Origin of the sequence: Mesorhizobium sp. M4A.F.Ca.ET.090.04.2.1 (genome assembly GCF_003999085.1) — a bacterium.
Classification (GTDB): domain Bacteria; phylum Pseudomonadota; class Alphaproteobacteria; order Rhizobiales; family Rhizobiaceae; genus Mesorhizobium.
This window is the reverse complement of record NZ_RZOT01000065.1, coordinates 1-15,741: the sequence shown is the minus strand read 5'-3', so window position 1 is coordinate 15,741 and position 15,741 is coordinate 1. Positions and strand designations below refer to the sequence as shown.

Annotated in this window: 16 protein-coding genes, 1 pseudogene and 1 riboswitch; of the genes and pseudogenes, 5 read left to right on the top strand and 12 right to left on the bottom strand. The window is 63.5% G+C overall.

From position 1 onward, the window contains the following. The 12 genes from EN781_RS07365 to EN781_RS07310 form a co-directional block, all read right to left on the bottom strand. On the bottom strand, window positions 1–608 hold a 608-nt coding region (locus tag EN781_RS07365), incomplete at its 3' end, for an NADH-quinone oxidoreductase subunit J (protein WP_127399885.1). Window positions 609–737: 129 nt separating this feature from the next. Then, window positions 738–1,229, bottom strand: coding sequence for an NADH-quinone oxidoreductase subunit NuoI (gene nuoI / locus EN781_RS07360; RefSeq protein ID WP_126054027.1), 492 nt, complete (start codon window positions 1,227–1,229; stop codon window positions 738–740). Continuing rightward, window positions 1,229–2,272: an NADH-quinone oxidoreductase subunit NuoH gene (gene nuoH, locus EN781_RS07355; RefSeq protein WP_126054026.1), complete on the bottom strand. Its 1,044-nt coding sequence runs from the start codon at window positions 2,270–2,272 to the stop codon at window positions 1,229–1,231. Before nuoH ends, nuoI begins: the two co-directional genes overlap by 1 nt. Before the next feature lie 2 nt (window positions 2,273–2,274). Beyond that, window positions 2,275–4,356, bottom strand: coding sequence for an NADH-quinone oxidoreductase subunit NuoG (gene nuoG / locus EN781_RS07350; protein ID WP_126054025.1), 2,082 nt, complete (start codon window positions 4,354–4,356; stop codon window positions 2,275–2,277). Between the two features lie 74 nt (window positions 4,357–4,430). Continuing rightward, complete coding sequence (locus EN781_RS07345) at window positions 4,431–5,126, bottom strand: NADH-ubiquinone dehydrogenase (RefSeq protein ID WP_126054024.1); 696 nt, start codon at window positions 5,124–5,126, stop codon at window positions 4,431–4,433. A 74-nt stretch (window positions 5,127–5,200) separates the two neighbouring features. Beyond that, window positions 5,201–6,505: an NADH-quinone oxidoreductase subunit NuoF gene (gene nuoF / locus EN781_RS07340; protein WP_126054023.1), complete on the bottom strand. Its 1,305-nt coding sequence runs from the start codon at window positions 6,503–6,505 to the stop codon at window positions 5,201–5,203. A 10-nt stretch (window positions 6,506–6,515) separates the two neighbouring features. Beyond that, complete coding sequence (locus EN781_RS07335; protein WP_126054022.1) at window positions 6,516–7,793, bottom strand: NADH-quinone oxidoreductase subunit E; 1,278 nt, start codon at window positions 7,791–7,793, stop codon at window positions 6,516–6,518. Next, window positions 7,794–8,984 carry an NADH-quinone oxidoreductase subunit D gene (locus tag EN781_RS07330; RefSeq protein WP_126054021.1) on the bottom strand — a complete coding sequence of 397 codons (1,191 nt, stop codon included), beginning with the start codon at window positions 8,982–8,984 and terminating at the stop codon, window positions 7,794–7,796. 106 nt (window positions 8,985–9,090) lie between these two features. Next, window positions 9,091–9,423 carry a four helix bundle protein gene (locus tag EN781_RS07325; RefSeq protein ID WP_126054020.1) on the bottom strand — a complete coding sequence of 111 codons (333 nt, stop codon included), beginning with the start codon at window positions 9,421–9,423 and terminating at the stop codon, window positions 9,091–9,093. A 34-nt stretch (window positions 9,424–9,457) separates the two neighbouring features. Then, the gene (locus EN781_RS07320) at window positions 9,458–10,060 is read right to left on the bottom strand and encodes an NADH-quinone oxidoreductase subunit C (protein WP_126054019.1); all 603 of its coding nucleotides are present in this window, start codon (window positions 10,058–10,060) and stop codon (window positions 9,458–9,460) included. Window positions 10,061–10,064: 4 nt separating this feature from the next. Continuing rightward, window positions 10,065–10,646: an NADH-quinone oxidoreductase subunit B gene (locus EN781_RS07315; RefSeq protein WP_126054018.1), complete on the bottom strand. Its 582-nt coding sequence runs from the start codon at window positions 10,644–10,646 to the stop codon at window positions 10,065–10,067. Next, a complete protein-coding gene (locus tag EN781_RS07310; protein ID WP_126054017.1) occupies window positions 10,637–11,002 on the bottom strand; it encodes an NADH-quinone oxidoreductase subunit A in 366 nt (121 codons plus the stop codon). Before EN781_RS07310 ends, EN781_RS07315 begins: the two co-directional genes overlap by 10 nt. Window positions 11,003–11,335: 333 nt before the next feature. Between EN781_RS07310 and EN781_RS07305 the strand changes: the two genes are divergently transcribed. From EN781_RS07305 to EN781_RS07285, 5 genes and pseudogenes are all read left to right on the top strand, one after another. Further along, complete coding sequence (locus EN781_RS07305; protein WP_126054016.1) at window positions 11,336–12,532, top strand: winged helix-turn-helix domain-containing protein; 1,197 nt, start codon at window positions 11,336–11,338, stop codon at window positions 12,530–12,532. Between the two features lie 54 nt (window positions 12,533–12,586). Continuing rightward, window positions 12,587–13,279 carry a DUF6348 family protein gene (locus EN781_RS07300; RefSeq protein ID WP_126054015.1) on the top strand — a complete coding sequence of 231 codons (693 nt, stop codon included), beginning with the start codon at window positions 12,587–12,589 and terminating at the stop codon, window positions 13,277–13,279. A gap of 60 nt (window positions 13,280–13,339) precedes the next feature. Then, window positions 13,340–13,546: riboswitch (cobalamin riboswitch) on the top strand. Between the two features lie 36 nt (window positions 13,547–13,582). Beyond that, window positions 13,583–14,011 (top strand): DUF1636 family protein, encoded by a 429-nt coding sequence (locus EN781_RS07295; protein WP_126054014.1) that lies wholly within the window; start codon window positions 13,583–13,585, stop codon window positions 14,009–14,011. A 2-nt stretch (window positions 14,012–14,013) separates the two neighbouring features. Beyond that, complete coding sequence (gene cobW / locus EN781_RS07290; RefSeq protein ID WP_126054013.1) at window positions 14,014–15,051, top strand: cobalamin biosynthesis protein CobW; 1,038 nt, start codon at window positions 14,014–14,016, stop codon at window positions 15,049–15,051. Window positions 15,052–15,068: 17 nt separating this feature from the next. Next, window positions 15,069–15,741: pseudogene (locus EN781_RS07285) on the top strand (cobaltochelatase subunit CobN); the annotation flags it as partial.

Genomic DNA, 15,741 nt, shown 5'->3' with positions numbered 1-15,741 from the left:
CCCGATTTGACCTTGCGGATTTCCATGCCGGTCGCCGGCGTGCGGCCGACCTGGGCTGCGATCGACTGCCGCTTGACGCCCGGCTTGTGGCGCAGCGTCAGCACGATGGCGCCGATCATGGCGACAAGCAGCACGAGGCCGGCGATCTGGAAGTAGTAGAGGTAGTCCGTGTAGAGGATATCGCCGAGCGCGGCCGTGTTGGTGCGCTGGGCGAGATCCGGGATGGGCTTGGCCACTGTCGAGGCCAGCTGCGGCGCGAAAGTGTAGCCGCCGAGCACGACAATCAGTTCCGCCGCCAGGATCAGCCCGACCAGCGCGCCGATCGGGGCGTATTGCAGCGCGCCTTCCTTCATCTCGGCGAAGTCGACGTCGAGCATCATGACGACGAACAGGAACAGCACCATCACGGCGCCGACATAGACGACGAGCAGGATCATCGCCAGGAACTCGGCGCCGGTCAGCATGAACAGGCCGGCGGCATTGAAGAAGGTCAGGATCAGGAACAGCACCGAATGCACAGGGTTGCGCGACGAAATGACCATGAAGGCCGACGCCACCGCGACAAAGGCGAAGAGGTAGAAGAAAGCCGCCTCTAGTCCACTCAGCATGGGGATCCCCCGGGTTCCTGTCCGAACAGGACGTTCGTCCTGTTCGCTCTTTCTGGCTTCGTACCGCCTCCGGTGCCGAAGCCGCGTTGTCCTTAAACGAGGCCCCTCGCCCCGTCCATGCGTCAAATGTCAGCGGTAGGGCGCGTCCAGAGCGATGTTGCGCGCCAGTTCGCGTTCCCAGCGATCGCCGTTCGCGAGCAGCTTTTCCTTGTTGTAGTAAAGCTCCTCGCGCGTCTCGGTCGCGAATTCGAAATTCGGCCCCTCGACGATGGCGTCGACCGGGCAGGCCTCCTGGCAGAAGCCGCAATAGATGCACTTCACCATGTCGATGTCGTAGCGCACGGTGCGGCGCGTGCCGTCGTTGCGGCGCGGGCCGGCCTCGATGGTGATCGCCTGCGCCGGGCAGATCGCCTCGCACAGCTTGCAGGCGATGCAGCGCTCTTCGCCATTGGGGTAGCGGCGCAGCGCATGCTCGCCGCGGAAGCGGGGGCTGATCGGCCCCTTCTCGTGCGGATAGTTGATCGTCTCCTTCGGCGCGAAGAACTGGCGCATCGACAGGAAGAAGGCGCTGACGAAATCCTTCAGCAGCAGCGCCTTTGCGGCTTGGGAAAGAGCGGACATTACGCAAACCCCGTGAGCTTGAGGAAGGCTGCGGTGGCGATGACCATGAACAGCGAGATCGGCAGGAAGACCTTCCAACCTAGCCGCATCAGCTGGTCATAGCGGTAGCGCGGCACGAACGCCTTCACCATGGAAATGCCGAAGAACACCAGGCAGACCTTGAGCACGAACCAGATCAGCCCCGGCACCCAGGTGAAGGGCGCGAAGTCGAAGGGCGGCAGCCAGCCGCCGAGGAACAGGATGGTCGCCAGCGCGCACATCAGGACGATGGCGACATACTCGCCAAGGAAGAAGAGCAAGAACGGCGTCGACGAGTATTCGACCATGTGGCCGGCGACCAGTTCCGATTCGGCCTCCACCAGATCGAAAGGCGGGCGGTTCGTCTCGGCCAGCGCCGAGATGAAGAAAATGACGAACATCGGGAACAGCGACAGCCAGTGCCAGTCGAGGAAGGTGTTGGGCAGGCCGAGCCGGGTGCCGAGCCCATCGTGCTGCGACATGACGATGTCGGACAGGTTGAGCGAGCCGACGCACAAGAGCACGGTGACGATGACGAAGCCGATCGAGACTTCGTAGGACACCATCTGCGCGGCCGACCTCAGCGCGCCGAGGAACGGATATTTCGAGTTCGACGCCCAGCCGCCCATGATCACGCCATAGACCTCGAGCGAGGAGATGGCGAAGACATAGAGGATACCGACATTGACGTTGGCGATCGCCCAGCCCTGGTTGACCGGAATGACCGCCCAGGCCGAGATCGCCAGCACCGCCGACACCAGCGGCGCCAGCAGGAAGACGCCCTTGTTGGCGCCGGACGGGATCACCGGCTCCTTGAAGACGAACTTCAACAGGTCGGCGAAAGCCTGCAGCGTGCCCCAGGGGCCAACCACGTTCGGTCCGCGGCGCAGTTGCACCGCCGCCCAGATCTTGCGGTCGGCGTAGAGAATGTAGGCGACGAAGACCAAGAGCACGACGATCAGCACGACCGACTTCAGCAGGATGATCAGCGCCGGCAGCACGTAGAAGGAGAAGAAGGTTTCCATGCTTATTCCGCCGCCTGCTTGAAGCCGCTCTTGGCCAGCGCCGAGCATTCGGCCATCACGGCAGAGGCCCGCGCGATCGGGTTGGTCAGGTAGAAGTCCTTCACCGGCGAGGTGAAGGTGCCCTTGTTCAGCCGGCCACCGAGCTTCGCCGCCCTGGCGACGTCATCGGCGCTGCCGGCCAGAACCTGGTCGATGCGGGCAAGATGCGGATATTCGCCATAGAGCTTGGCGCGCAGTTGCGGCAGCGAGTCGAAAGGCAGCTTCTTGCCGAGCACATCAGACAATGCCCTGAGGATCGCCCAGTCCTCGCGTGCATCGCCGGGCGCGAAACCGGCGCGATTGGTATGCTGCACGCGGCCTTCCGTGTTGACGTAGGTGCCGGACTTTTCGGTGTAGGCGGCGGCCGGCAGGATGACGTTGGCACGGTGCGCGCCGGCGTCGCCATGCGTGCCGATATAGACGACGAATGCGCCGCCGGTCTTGGCCATGTCGATCTCGTCGGCGCCGAGCAGGAACAGAAGATCTGTCTCGCCGAGCATGCCCGCGACGCCCTTGCCGCCCTCGCCCGGCACAAAGCCGAGGTCGAGACCGCCGACGCGACCGGCAGCATTATGGAGCACGGCAAAACCGTTCCAGTCGGCACGGGCGGCATTGACCGCCGCGGCGAGCTTGGCCGCCTGGCCGAGCACGGCGGCACCGTCGGCGCGCGCCAGCGCGCCCTGGCCGACGATGATCAGCGGGTGCGTCGCCTTTTTCAGCACCTGGAAGAACTTGCCGTTGCCGTCGGCCAGGTCCTTCAGCGATTCCGGACCGGCGCCGATCTGCTCATAGTCGTAGCGCGTGTCACCGATCTCGCCGATAACGCCGATCGGCAGGTTGCCGATGCGCCAGCGCTTGCGGATGCGGGCATTGAGCACCGAGGCCTCGAAGCGCGGGTTGGCGCCGATGATCAGCACCGCGTCGGCCTGCTCGATGCCCTCGATGGTCGGGTTGAAGATGTAGCTGGCGCGGCCGAGCGACGGATCGAGCGCGGCGCCATCCTGGCGGCAGTCGGTATTCTTCGAGCCGAGCGCCGCCATCAGAAGCTTCAGCGCATAGATCTCCTCGACGGCGGAGAGATCGCCGGCGACGGCGCCGATCCGCTCGGGCGTGGTCTTGCCCACTTCGTCCTTGATCGCTGCGAAGGCTTCGGCCCAGCTTGCCGCGACGAGCTTGCCATCCTTACGCACATAGGGGCGGTCGAGGCGCTGCGTGCGCAGCCCGTCCCAGATGAAGCGGGTCTTGTCCGAGATCCACTCCTCGTTCACCGCCTCGTTGACGCGCGGCAGGATGCGCATCACCTCGCGCCCCCTGGAATCGACGCGGATCGCCGAGCCGACCGCGTCCATGACGTCGATCGATTCCGTCTTGGTCAGTTCCCACGGCCGCGCCTGGAACGCGAAGGGCTTGGAAGTCAGCGCGCCGACCGGGCAGAGATCGATGACATTGCCCTGCAATTCCGAGGTCATTGCCTGTTCGAGATAGGTGGTGATCTCGGCATCCTCGCCGCGGCCGATCAGGCCGAGTTCGGAAATGCCGGCGACCTCGGTGGTGAAGCGGACGCAGCGCGTGCAGTGGATGCAGCGGTTCATCACCGTCTTCACGAGCGGCCCGATATACTTGTCTTCCACCGCGCGCTTGTTCTCGTGATAGCGCGAGGAATCGACGCCGAAGGCCATCGCCTGGTCCTGCAGGTCGCATTCGCCGCCCTGGTCGCAGATCGGGCAATCCAGCGGATGGTTGATCAGCAGGAATTCCATCACGCCTTCGCGGGCCTTCTTGACCATCGGCGTGTTGGTGAAGATTTCCGGTGGCTCGCCGTTCGGGCCCGGACGCAGGTCGCGCACGCCCATGGCGCAGGAGGCCTGCGGCTTGGGCGGGCCGCCCTTCACCTCGATCAGGCACATGCGGCAGTTGCCGGCGATCGACAGCCGCTCATGGAAGCAGAAGCGCGGCACTTCCGCGCCGGCATCCTCGGCTGCCTGCAGCAGCGTGTAGTGGTCGGGTACAGTGATCTCTTTCCCGTCGACCTTGAGCTTTGCCATCTCGCCTCAAACCTCTGCGGACGTCCCGCAATCCTCTTTCCGGGCGCGGCCAAAACCGCGCCCGGCATTGAATTTCAACCTTTGGCCGCCAGCGCCGTTGCCTGGCCAGTCCAGTCGTCGCGGCCGATGCGGCCGGCGAGCGACAGATAGTCCTCGACCCAGGCGATCTCTTCCGCCGTCCAGGCCGCGATCTGGCCATATGTCCAGATGCCGAGGCCATTGAGGACCTTCTCCAGCTTCGGGCCAATGCCTGAGATCGCCTTCAGGTCGGCCGGCGCCGCCGGCCGGTCCATGGCCTTGGGCTGCCTGAAATCCTCCGGCATCAGCCCGGTCGCGGCACTGCTTGCCACAGTGTCAGTGCCGGTGGTGTCCTGCACCTTTTCCACGGAGGCCTGGGCAATGTCGGTCACATCCCTGGCGAAGGTCTGCGCCTCGGCGATCAGCGTCTTTGTCGCCTTGCGCGCCTTGGACGAGGTCTTCTGGGCTTGCTCCAGCTCTTCGCTCCGCGCCTCGAAATCATCGACGATCGGCTGGAACAGCCGCTGCGAGGCCTCGGTGGCGCCCGAAAGCGCGCCCAGCCACACGCCGAGGGCATGATTGGCCAGCCCGATGCTGATCGCCGACATGGCGGCGACACCGGCGACAGGATGCGCCAGGAGATTGACGGCGCTGGCCATCTCCTTCGGCATCATCCTGGTCAGATCCTGGTTCATCTTCTCTAACTGGTCCATGTCGGGCATCAGTGCATAGGGTATCGAATACAGCGCCATCGAGTGCTCCTGGTCGTTTCTTCGTATGCCCCGCCCGTTATTCCTGTTCCGGGCTCTCGCCCGCAATTCCAACCTTATTCCGCCGCCACCATCACCGGCTCCACCCGGTGCGCGTTGCGCGAAAACTCATCGATGCGGCGCTCCACCTCGCCACGGAAATGCCGCATCAGGCCCTGGATCGGCCATGCCGCCGCGTCGCCCAGCGCGCAGATCGTGTGCCCCTCGACCTGCTTGGTGACGTCGAGCAGCATGTCGATCTCGCGCTTCTGCGCCTCGCCGCGCACCAGCCGCTCCATCACCCGCCACATCCAGCCGGTGCCTTCGCGGCACGGCGTGCACTGGCCGCAGCTTTCGTGCTTGTAGAAGTAGGAAAGCCTGGCGATCGCCTTCACGATATCGGTCGACTTGTCCATGACGATGACAGCCGCCGTGCCGAGGCCCGATTTCAAGTCGCGCAACGCGTCGAAATCCATCGGCGTGTCGATGATCTGCTCGGCCGGCACCAGCGGCACCGAAGCGCCGCCCGGAATGACCGCCAGAAGATTGTCCCAGCCACCGCGGATGCCGCCGCAATGCGTGTCGATCAGCTCGCGGAACGGGATCGACATCGCCTCTTCGACGGTGCACGGGTTGTTGACGTGACCGGAGACGCAGAACAGCTTGGTGCCGACATTGTTCGGCCGGCCGAAGGACGAGAACCAGGCAGCGCCGCGGCGCAGGATGGTTGGCGCGACCGCGATCGACTCGACATTGTTGACCGTCGTCGGGCAGCCATAGAGGCCGACATTGGCCGGGAACGGCGGCTTCAGACGCGGCTGGCCCTTCTTGCCTTCGAGGCTTTCGAGCAGAGCCGTCTCCTCGCCGCAGATATAGGCACCGGCGCCATGGTGCATATAGACGTCGAAGTCGTAGCCGGAAGTGTTGTTCTTGCCGATCAGCTTGGCCTCATAGGCCTCGTCGATGGCCCGCTGCAGCGCTTCGCGCTCCCTGATGAACTCGCCGCGCACATAGATGTAGGCGGCGATCGCGCCCATGGCGAAGCCAGCGAGCAGCGCGCCCTCGACCAGCGTGTGCGGATCGTTGCGCAGGATGTCGCGGTCCTTGCAGGTGCCGGGCTCGGATTCGTCGGCGTTGATGACCAGATAGCTCGGCCGGCCGTCGCTCTGCTTGGGCATGAACGACCACTTGAGTCCGGTCGGGAAGCCGGCGCCGCCGCGTCCGCGCAGGCCCGACGCCTTCATCTCGTTGACGATCCAGTCGCGCCCCTTGGCGATGATGCCTGGCGTGTTGTCCCAGGCGCCGCGCGCCATCGCTCCGTTGAGCGACTTGTCGAAGAGGCCGTATATGTTGGTGAAGATGCGGTCTTTGTCCTGAAGCATTGTTCGTCCCTCAGACCGGCTTCTTGCCGAAGACGCGGATATATTCGGCCACCCCGCCCTTGGCGAGCGCCTTGGCCTGCTTGACCCAGTCGTCGCGCTCGATGCGGCCATGGAAGGAGAGATAGGCGTCCACCCAGTCGCGCTCGGCCTTCTTCCACGACGCGACCTGCGCGAAGGTGTAGATGCCCAGCGAATGCAGCGTGCCCTCGATCTTCGGACCGACGCCGGAGATCAGCTTGAGGTCGTCGACCGCAACGGGCCGTTCTATGCCAGCGGGCCTGTTCTTGTCGTCGAGTGAAGGCTTTGCCTGCTTGACGGCTGGCTGCTTGGCTTCCGGCGCCTTGAAGGCGGAAGCCGGCTCGGCCTTGGCCCTCGGACCACTGCGCTGCTTCGAGACACCCTCGACTTCCGGCGAAGCCTTGTTGGCATTGGCGGCCGAATGCCGCGGGGCCGACACGCTCGCCGCCTTTTCCACGGCCAGCGCGACCTTGACCGGCGAAGGCGTGTTCAGCGCCGGGCTGGTCTCGGGCGCATCGGTCTTCGGCTTGCCGGCCTTCGACGGGCCCACGGGGGCAGCCGGCGCCGGCACCTCCGTTGCGATAATGGCGTCGGGAGCGGCCTTGGCCGCCTTCGCCGCCGCCTTGGCTTCCTTCTCGCGTGTCGACTTCAGGATCGCCTTCTCGCTCTTCAGCGTCGTCAGGCCGGTGGCTGGCTCCGAGCCGGTGCGGCCATTCTGCGGGCCAGGCGTCACCGAGGCGCCCTTGCCACCTTCGTAGAGGTCGATGATCTCGGCCAGCCGCTCCGGCGTCAGGTCCTCGAACGTATCCTTGAAGATCATCACCATCGGCGCGTTGACGCAGGCGCCGAGGCATTCGACCTCCTCCCACGACAGCGTGCCCTTGTCGTTGGTGTGGAACTGGTCGTGGTGGATCTTCGAGCGGCAGACATCCATCAGTCCTTCCGAGCCGCGCAGCATGCAGGGCGTGGTGCCGCAGACCTGGATATGCGCGCGCGTTCCGACCGGGTTGAGCTGGTACTGCGTGTAGAAGGTCGCGACCTCGAGCCCGCGGATGCGCGGCATGCCGAGCATGTCGGAGATCGTCTCAATCGCCGCCTTGGTGACCCAGCCTTCCTGCTCCTGCGCCAGCATCAACAGCGGGATGATCGCCGACTGCTCGCGGCCCTTCGGATATTTCTTGATCCACTGCTTGGCCGCGGCCGTATTCGCCCTGTTGAAGGCGAAGGAAGCTGGCTGGACGCTGGCATCTGCGAGACGGCGGACTGACATTTAGCGATCGACCTCACCAAACACGATATCGAGCGAACCCAGCACGGCGGTGACGTCGGCCAGCATGTGGCCGCGGCACAGGAAATCCATGGCCTGCAGATGCGCGAAGCCGGGCGCGCGCAGCTTGCAGCGGTAGGGCTTGTTGGTGCCGTCGGAGACCAGATAGACGCCGAACTCGCCCTTCGGCGCCTCGACGGCGGCATAGACCTCGCCGGCAGGTACGCGGTAGCCCTCGGTGTAGAGCTTGAAGTGGTGGATCAGCGCTTCCATCGAGCGCTTCATCGCCTGGCGCTTCGGCGGCACCACCTTGCCGTCGAGGTTGGACACCGGGCCGCTGCTTTCCTTGCCGAGCAGCAGGTCGACGCACTGGCGCATGATCTTCGCCGACTGGCGCATCTCTTCCATGCGCACGAGATAGCGGTCGTAGCAGTCGCCGTTCTTGCCGATCGGGATGTCGAAATCCATCTCGGAATAGCATTCATAGGGCTGCGACTTGCGCAGGTCCCAGGCAGCGCCCGAGCCGCGCACCATCACGCCGGAGAAGCCCCAGGCCCAGGCATCGGCCAGCGACACCGTGCCGATATCGACATTGCGCTGCTTGAAGATGCGGTTTGGCGTGAGCAGCGCATCGAGGTCGTCGATCGACTTCAGGAACGGATCGATCCACTTGCCGATGTCCTCGACCAGCTTCTGCGGCAGGTCCTGGTGCACGCCGCCGGGGCGGAAATAGGCCGCGTGCATGCGCGAACCCGAGGCGCGCTCGTAAAACACCATCAGCTTTTCGCGTTCGACGAAGCCCCACAGCGGCGGCGTCAGCGCGCCGACGTCCATCGCCTGCGTCGTCACATTGAGGATGTGCGACATGATGCGGCCCATCTCGGAATAGAGCACCCGGATCAGCTGGCCGCGCTTCGGCACCTCGATGCCGAGCAGCCGCTCGGCGGCGAGCGCGAAGGCGTGCTCCTGGTTCATCGGCGCGCAATAGTCGAGCCGGTCGAGATAGGGTACCGCCTGCAGATAGGTCTTGGCCTCGATCAGCTTCTCGGTGCCGCGATGCAGCAGCCCGATATGCGGATCGACGCGGTCGACCACCTCGCCGTCCAGCTCCAGCACCAGGCGCAAAACGCCATGCGCCGCAGGATGTTGCGGTCCGAAATTGATGTTGAAGTTGCGGACGGAGGTTTCAGCCATTCTGGCGCCTCTGGCGAAGAGTCAGTAGTGAGTAGTGAGTAGTGATCATCAATCTCAATGCCTACTTATTCGCCTGTTTTGCCTGCACCGTCCGATAAGTATCGCATCATTTTCCCAATCTCTTCGCATCGCAGCAGCAGCTCAATCTCGTTGGCTTTTCCAGCATGCCGAAACGACATGCCAGCAATACGTGTGTTTCGAGTTCCTTCAACGAACCCTGCGCCATGCGCAGGAATTGAACGAACGACCCTCTGTTTTCGCGACCATATCCCTCGGCGATGTTGGCGGCGATAGATACCGCCGAGCGACGCATCTGAGAGGTCATTCCATAAATCTCGTCTTTCGGGAAACCTTTGGTGACACGGTAACAATCTTCGGCGAGAACCATCGCCGATTGCCACACCATCAGGTCGCGATAAGATTCGATCCGCTTTTCCAATTCCTTCCCTACTGACTACTCACTACTTCCCTACTCACTGCTTGGCTTTTTCATCCCCCGGCAGCACGTAATCCGTGCCTTCCCATGGGGAGAGGAAATCGAAATTGCGGAATTCCTGCTTGAGCTCGACCGGCTCGTAGATGACGCGCTTGGCTTCGTCGTCGTAACGCACCTCGACGAAGCCTGTGAGCGGGAAATCCTTGCGAAGCGGATGGCCTTCGAAACCGTAGTCGGTGAGGATGCGCCGCAGGTCGGGATGGCCCGAAAACAGCACGCCATAGAGGTCGTAGGTCTCGCGCTCGAACCAGTCGGCGCCAGGATAGACGGCGGTGAGCGAGGGAACCAGCGTCTCCTCGTCGGCCTGGACCTTGAGGCGGATGCGCACATTCTGCTTCGGCGACAGCAGGTGATAGACGACATCGAAGCGCTTGGCTCGCGACGGATAGTCAGCGCCGCAGACGTCGATGATCGAGATGAACTGGCAGCGCTGATCATCGCGCAGGAAGGTCGCCACCTCGATCAGGTTGATCGGCTCCACGGAGACGGTGAGTTCGCCATAGGCCAGCACCGCTTCGCCAATCCGGTCGGTCATCTTCTCGCCCAGATAGGTCGAGAGTTCATTCAGCTTCTGGCTCATTGGTTCACCGCTCGATCGTGCCGGTGCGGCGGATCTTCTTCTGCAGCAGAAGAATGCCGTAAAGCAGCGCTTCCGCGCTCGGCGGGCAGCCGGGCACATAGATGTCGACGGGCACGACACGGTCGCAGCCGCGCACCACCGAATAGGAATAGTGGTAGTAGCCGCCGCCATTGGCGCAGGAGCCCATGGAGATGACGTAGCGCGGCTCCGGCATCTGGTCGTAGACCTTGCGCAGCGCCGGCGCCATCTTGTTGGTCAGCGTGCCGGCGACGATCATGATGTCGGACTGGCGCGGGGACGCGCGCGGCGCGACGCCGAACCTCTCCGAGTCATAGCGCGGCATCGAGGTGTGGATCATCTCCACCGCGCAGCAGGCGAGGCCGAAGGTCATGAACATCAGCGAGCCGCTGCGCGCCCAGGTGATCAGCGCCTCAGTGGAGGTGACGAGGAAGCCCTTGTCGGCCAGCTCGTTGTTGATCTCGAGGAAGAACGGGTCATCCTGCCCCACCGGCCGGCCGGTGTTGGGATCGATGATGCCCTTGGGCTTCGGCGCGACGAGGGTGCCTGAACTGTCGTTCAATCCCATTCCAGCGCTCCTTTTTTCCATTCATAGGCAAAGCCGATGGTCAGCACCGCCAGAAACACCATCATCGACCAGAACCCGAGCATGCCGATCTTCGAGAAGGACACCGCCCACGGGAACAGGAAGGCCACTTCCAGATCGAAGATGATGAACAGGATCGACACCAGGTAGAAGCGGATGTCGAACTTCATTCGGGCGTCGTCGAACGAGTTGAAGCCGCATTCATAAGCGGAAAGCTTTTCCGGATCGGGGCTGCGGTAGGCCACCAGGAACGGCGCCACGAGCAGCGCCAAGCCGACGACAAGCGCCACGCCGATAAACAGGACGATGGGCAGATACGAACTCAAAAGTGCGTTCATGCTGCGGCTTTCCGTTGGCGGTCAATCCACGTTGATTACAGCAAGCGATCCTATTGCGGAAGCGTGACAGATTCACCGCTGAACCGTTTTAAGGGCCTATGCTGCAACGCGGCGAGGGTTAGCGCAGCGCTTTCGGCGAAGCAAGTCAAACCTTGTTCAAAACGCGACGCTCGACGCCTTATCGAATGAAACTGGTCCGATCCGCTCCTGTTTGATTTCCTTCATTTTTTACTCCACTTTTCTCTCCTGACATATCTCCCGCCATTTGCCTGCTAGCATGGCCGGAATCAGGAACCGCAAATGCGGGCCAAAGGATCAGGACAAGGCTTCCGGATGAAGGAAAAGATATCTCTCACCATGGCCAGGCGCATCGCGCTCGGCGCGCAGGGTTTCACCGACCCGCAACCGGCCGGCACGCCTGATCGCCGCCACCTCGCCCGCGTTCTCTCCCGGACCGGCCTGCTCCAGATCGATTCCGTAAGCGCGGTGGTCCGCGCCCACTATATGCCGCTCTATTCGCGCCTCGGCCCCTACCCGCTGGCGCTGCTCGACAATGCCGCCGTAACGCGCAAACGCAAGGTGTTTGAATACTGGGCGCACGAGGCCTCCTTCCTGCCGGTCGAGACCTGGCCGCTGCTGCGCTGGCGCATGCTGCGCGCCGAGCGGGGTGAGGAAATGTATCTCGGCCTCGCCAAATGGGGCCGCGAGCGCAAGGCGATGATCGAGGAGATCTACGGGCAAGTCGCCGAACGCGGGCCGATCGCCGCCTCCGACATCGAGGGCCACAAGGGCAATGGCGGCTGGTGGGGCTGGAGCGAGGCCAAGCACGCCTTCGAATGGCTGTTCTGGGCCGGCCGCATCACCACCGCCTACCGGCGCGGCTTCGAACGTTACTACGACCTGCCGGAGCGCGTGTTGCCGCAGGCGGTCCTCGACCTGCCGGTTCCCTCGGTCGAGGAAGCGCATCGCGAGCTGCTGCGCATTTCCGCCCGCGCCCATGGCATCGCCACCTATGGCGACCTGCGCGACTATTTTCGCCTGGCGCCCGGCGACACCAAGGACCGGATCGAGGAACTGGTCGAGGCGGGCGAGCTGCTGCCGGTGCGCGTCGAGGGCTGGGACAGGCCCGCCTATCTCCACAAGGACGCCCGCTTTCCGCGCCGAATAAAGGCCCGCGCCCTGCTCGCTCCCTTCGATCCGGTGGTCTTCGAGCGCACGCGGACGGAAAAGCTATTCGACTTCCGCTACCGCATCGAGATCTACACGCCGGCCGAAAAACGCCAGTACGGCTATTATGTGCTGCCCTTCCTGCTCGGCGACCGGATCGTCGCCCGCGTCGATCTGCGGGCCGATCGCCCGGCCAGCGTGCTGCGCGTCCATGCCGCCTATGCCGAGGCCGACGCTCCGCCCGAAACGGCCGGTGAACTCTTCGAGGAATTGAAGCAGATGCAGGGCTGGCTTGGGCTTGAGCGCATCGAAGTGACGCCGGCCGGCGATTTGGGGCCGGCGCTGGCTGGCGAGATAAGATAGCCAACCCCTGCAGCCTCTGTCATACACGCTCCAACAAACCTCGTAGGTTGTGCAATGGCATCGGACAAAGTGCTCGACATGATCCATGGCGCATTGATTGCGCATGGGATCGATGCAGTGCGTAGAGATCAGGACGTTCTGCTACAGTCGAGGCAACTTCGGTTTGAGGCTGAGGTATTCGAGGCGGAAGCTGGCCGGCTGGTCCTCGAAATCTACATTTTTTCCCCACTGCTTGATGTTCAGCCGGTCATTGAATCCTTTGCTGGCTTCGGTGACACGCGAGAACAAGAATTAAATCAGGCGTTTGAAAAATTTCTTCGTGGCGTTTTCCACGTGGCGATCGAGGGACTGGCTGATCATGTCTGCGACAACATGCAGGCCGAAGTAGAGGTTTGGCAGCAAAGCAGTCCCTGTTGGAAGATCTGGCAAAAAAATGTTCGCTGGAAAATCTATGGTGGACCGGTTATTTCCCAGGCCACCACCGAGCTTAATTCGCTGAACCGGGGTTATCCAACGTTCTACGCCAAGCTGGAAAAGCTGTTCATAGCTTCCGTTTCCCCTGGCAGTCACTTTGTACGCACCTTTTTTGCAGCCTTGAAAGGCGAGCTTATTTGCACCGAGGTCCTTCTGGATAATAAGGTTTGGCAAGAAGGACAGGACCTAGCCCTCAGCCATGACTGGGACCACGGCGATGGTTATCAAGCAGTCCGGCAAGTTATCCTGGCCCTGCCGATTGGCGGCACATGACAGCCTCTGACCGACATAGCCATGTCGTAGCCGCGCGTTGACACATCTGCCCGCAGAAGCCTAAATCCATGGCCAGACGGTCTCCTCCCGGCAAAAGGAGGAGCCAAGAGGGAATGCGGTGCGGGAAAAATGCCCAAATCCGCGGCTGTCCCCGCAACTGTAAGCGAAGAGCCAAGGCCGAAAGCCACTGGGATGTTCCCCGGGAAGGCGGCTAACCAAGGCGATGACCCGCGAGCCAGGAGACCTGCCGTCTGCGAGAAAAGAATCCGATCGCCCGGCGGGTTTCCGGGCAAGGAGCCTGATTTGGAGCGCGACAGCAGTTTTCCGGCTGATAGAGCGGACTTACCGTCCGGCGACGACGATGGTCCGGCCGGCGTGACCGTCATCGTCTGCTCGTCCTGCCGCGACGAGACCGGTTCCGATGCCCATCCGCGCGCCGGCGCGCTGCTCGCCGAGGACACGCGCCGGGCGGCTTCCGGCGAAAAGATCAACATCCGCACCGTCGAATGCCTCGGCAATTGTAAGCGCCGACTGAGCGCGGCACTTCTGCGCGATGGCTGCTGGAGCTACGTCTTCGGCGATCTGGATGCGACCCGTGGCACCGACCTCGTCACCTGCGCCAAGCTCTTCGCCACCTCGACCGACGGCCTCATCCCGTGGCGCGGCCGGCCCGATTCCCTGAAGCGCGGCCTTGTTGCCCGCATCCCTCCCCTCGATCTGCTGAAGGACTGACCATGACCGCTTCCGTCTCACGTGTTCCCTGCACCGTCGTCACCGGCTTCCTCGGCGCCGGCAAGACGACACTGGTCCGCCACCTCCTGGAAAACGCCGGCGGCAAGCGTATTGCGATCATTGTGAACGAGTTTGGCGATATCGGCATTGACGGCGAGATCCTGAAGGGCTGCGGCATTGACACCTGTCCGGAGGAGAACATCGTCGAACTGGCCAATGGCTGCATCTGCTGCACCGTCGCCGACGATTTCGTGCCGGCGCTCGACCAGATCCTGTCGCTGACGCCGAAGGTCGACCACATCCTGATTGAAACCTCCGGCCTCGCTCTGCCCAAGCCGCTGGTCCAGGCCTTCCAGTGGCCGAGCGTGAAGAGCCGCGTGACCGTCGATGGCGTCATCGCCGTGGTCGATGGCCCGGCACTGGCCGAAGGCCGCGTCGCCAACGACATGGACGCCCTGCAGGCGCAGCGCGCGCAAGACGAGACGCTCGACCACGACGATCCGGTCGAGGAAGTGTTCGAAGATCAGGTCGCCTGCGCCGACCTGATCATCCTGTCGAAGAGCGACCTGATGGACGCCGCCGGTTCGGCCCGCGCCAACGCCATCATCAACGAACACTCCGCCCGCGCCGTGAAGATCGTGCCGACGTCGCACGGCAAGGTCGATCCTTCCCTGCTGCTGGGGCTTGGTCTTGCCGTCGAGGACGACATCGAGAATCGCAAATCCCATCATGACGGCGCATTCGACCACGAACATGACGACTTCGACACTTTCATTGTCGACATTCCATCGATCGCCAATCCGGACGAGCTCGCAAAACGCGTCGCCGCCGCCGCCGAAGAGGAAAACGTGCTGCGCGTAAAAGGTTTCGTCGAGGTCGGCGGCAAGCCGATGCGGCTTTTGCTGCAGGCCGTCGGGCCGCGCGTCAACCACTACTACGACCGCGCCTGGACCGCCGAAGACGACCGTCGCTCGCGCCTCGTCGTCATCGGCCTGAAGGGGCTGAACCGCCCGGCGATCGAGCGTATCCTCGCCGGCTGAGGCAAACCCGAACCGCCATGCACATCCTCACCACCACATCCGCCTCGCTCGACGATCTCGCCGAGCCTGTCGATCTCAGGCAGACGCCTGCGGATGTCGTGGCGCTGTCCTTCACCGACAGCGATCTCTCGGGGCTCGCGGCTGCATGGAAGGCCGACGCGGAACGATTGCCCTCAATGCGGCTCGCCGCGTTGCGCGATCTCCGCCATCCGATGTCGGTCGACCTCTGGATCGACAGCGTCGCCCGCCATGCCAAGGTCATCCTGGTCCGCATCCTCGGCGGCTATGACTGGTGGCGCTACGGCTGCGACCAGCTCGCCGCGGTCGCGCGCGAACGCGGCATCAAGCTGGCGCTGCTGCCCGGCGAAAGCCACGACGAGGACCTCCGGCTGATCGAGGGCTCGACCCTGCCACGCGCCGAACTGGACGCCCTGCTCGGCTATTTCCGCGAAGGCGGCCCGGCCAATATGACAGCGCTGGTGAAGAGGCTGGCGCGGCTGGCTGGGTCAGACACGGCGGTGGCCGAGCCGGTTAGAGTGCCGAAGGCAGGGTATTATCAGCCGGGCCACGGCGTCGTCCCCCTCCCCCTTGAGGGGAGGGTCCGGCCGCAGGCCGGGGGTGGGGTCCTCCGCGACACGCGCCGACACCCTGAAGAACGACCGCAGGAAGAGACGTTAAGCCCAGTCGTCC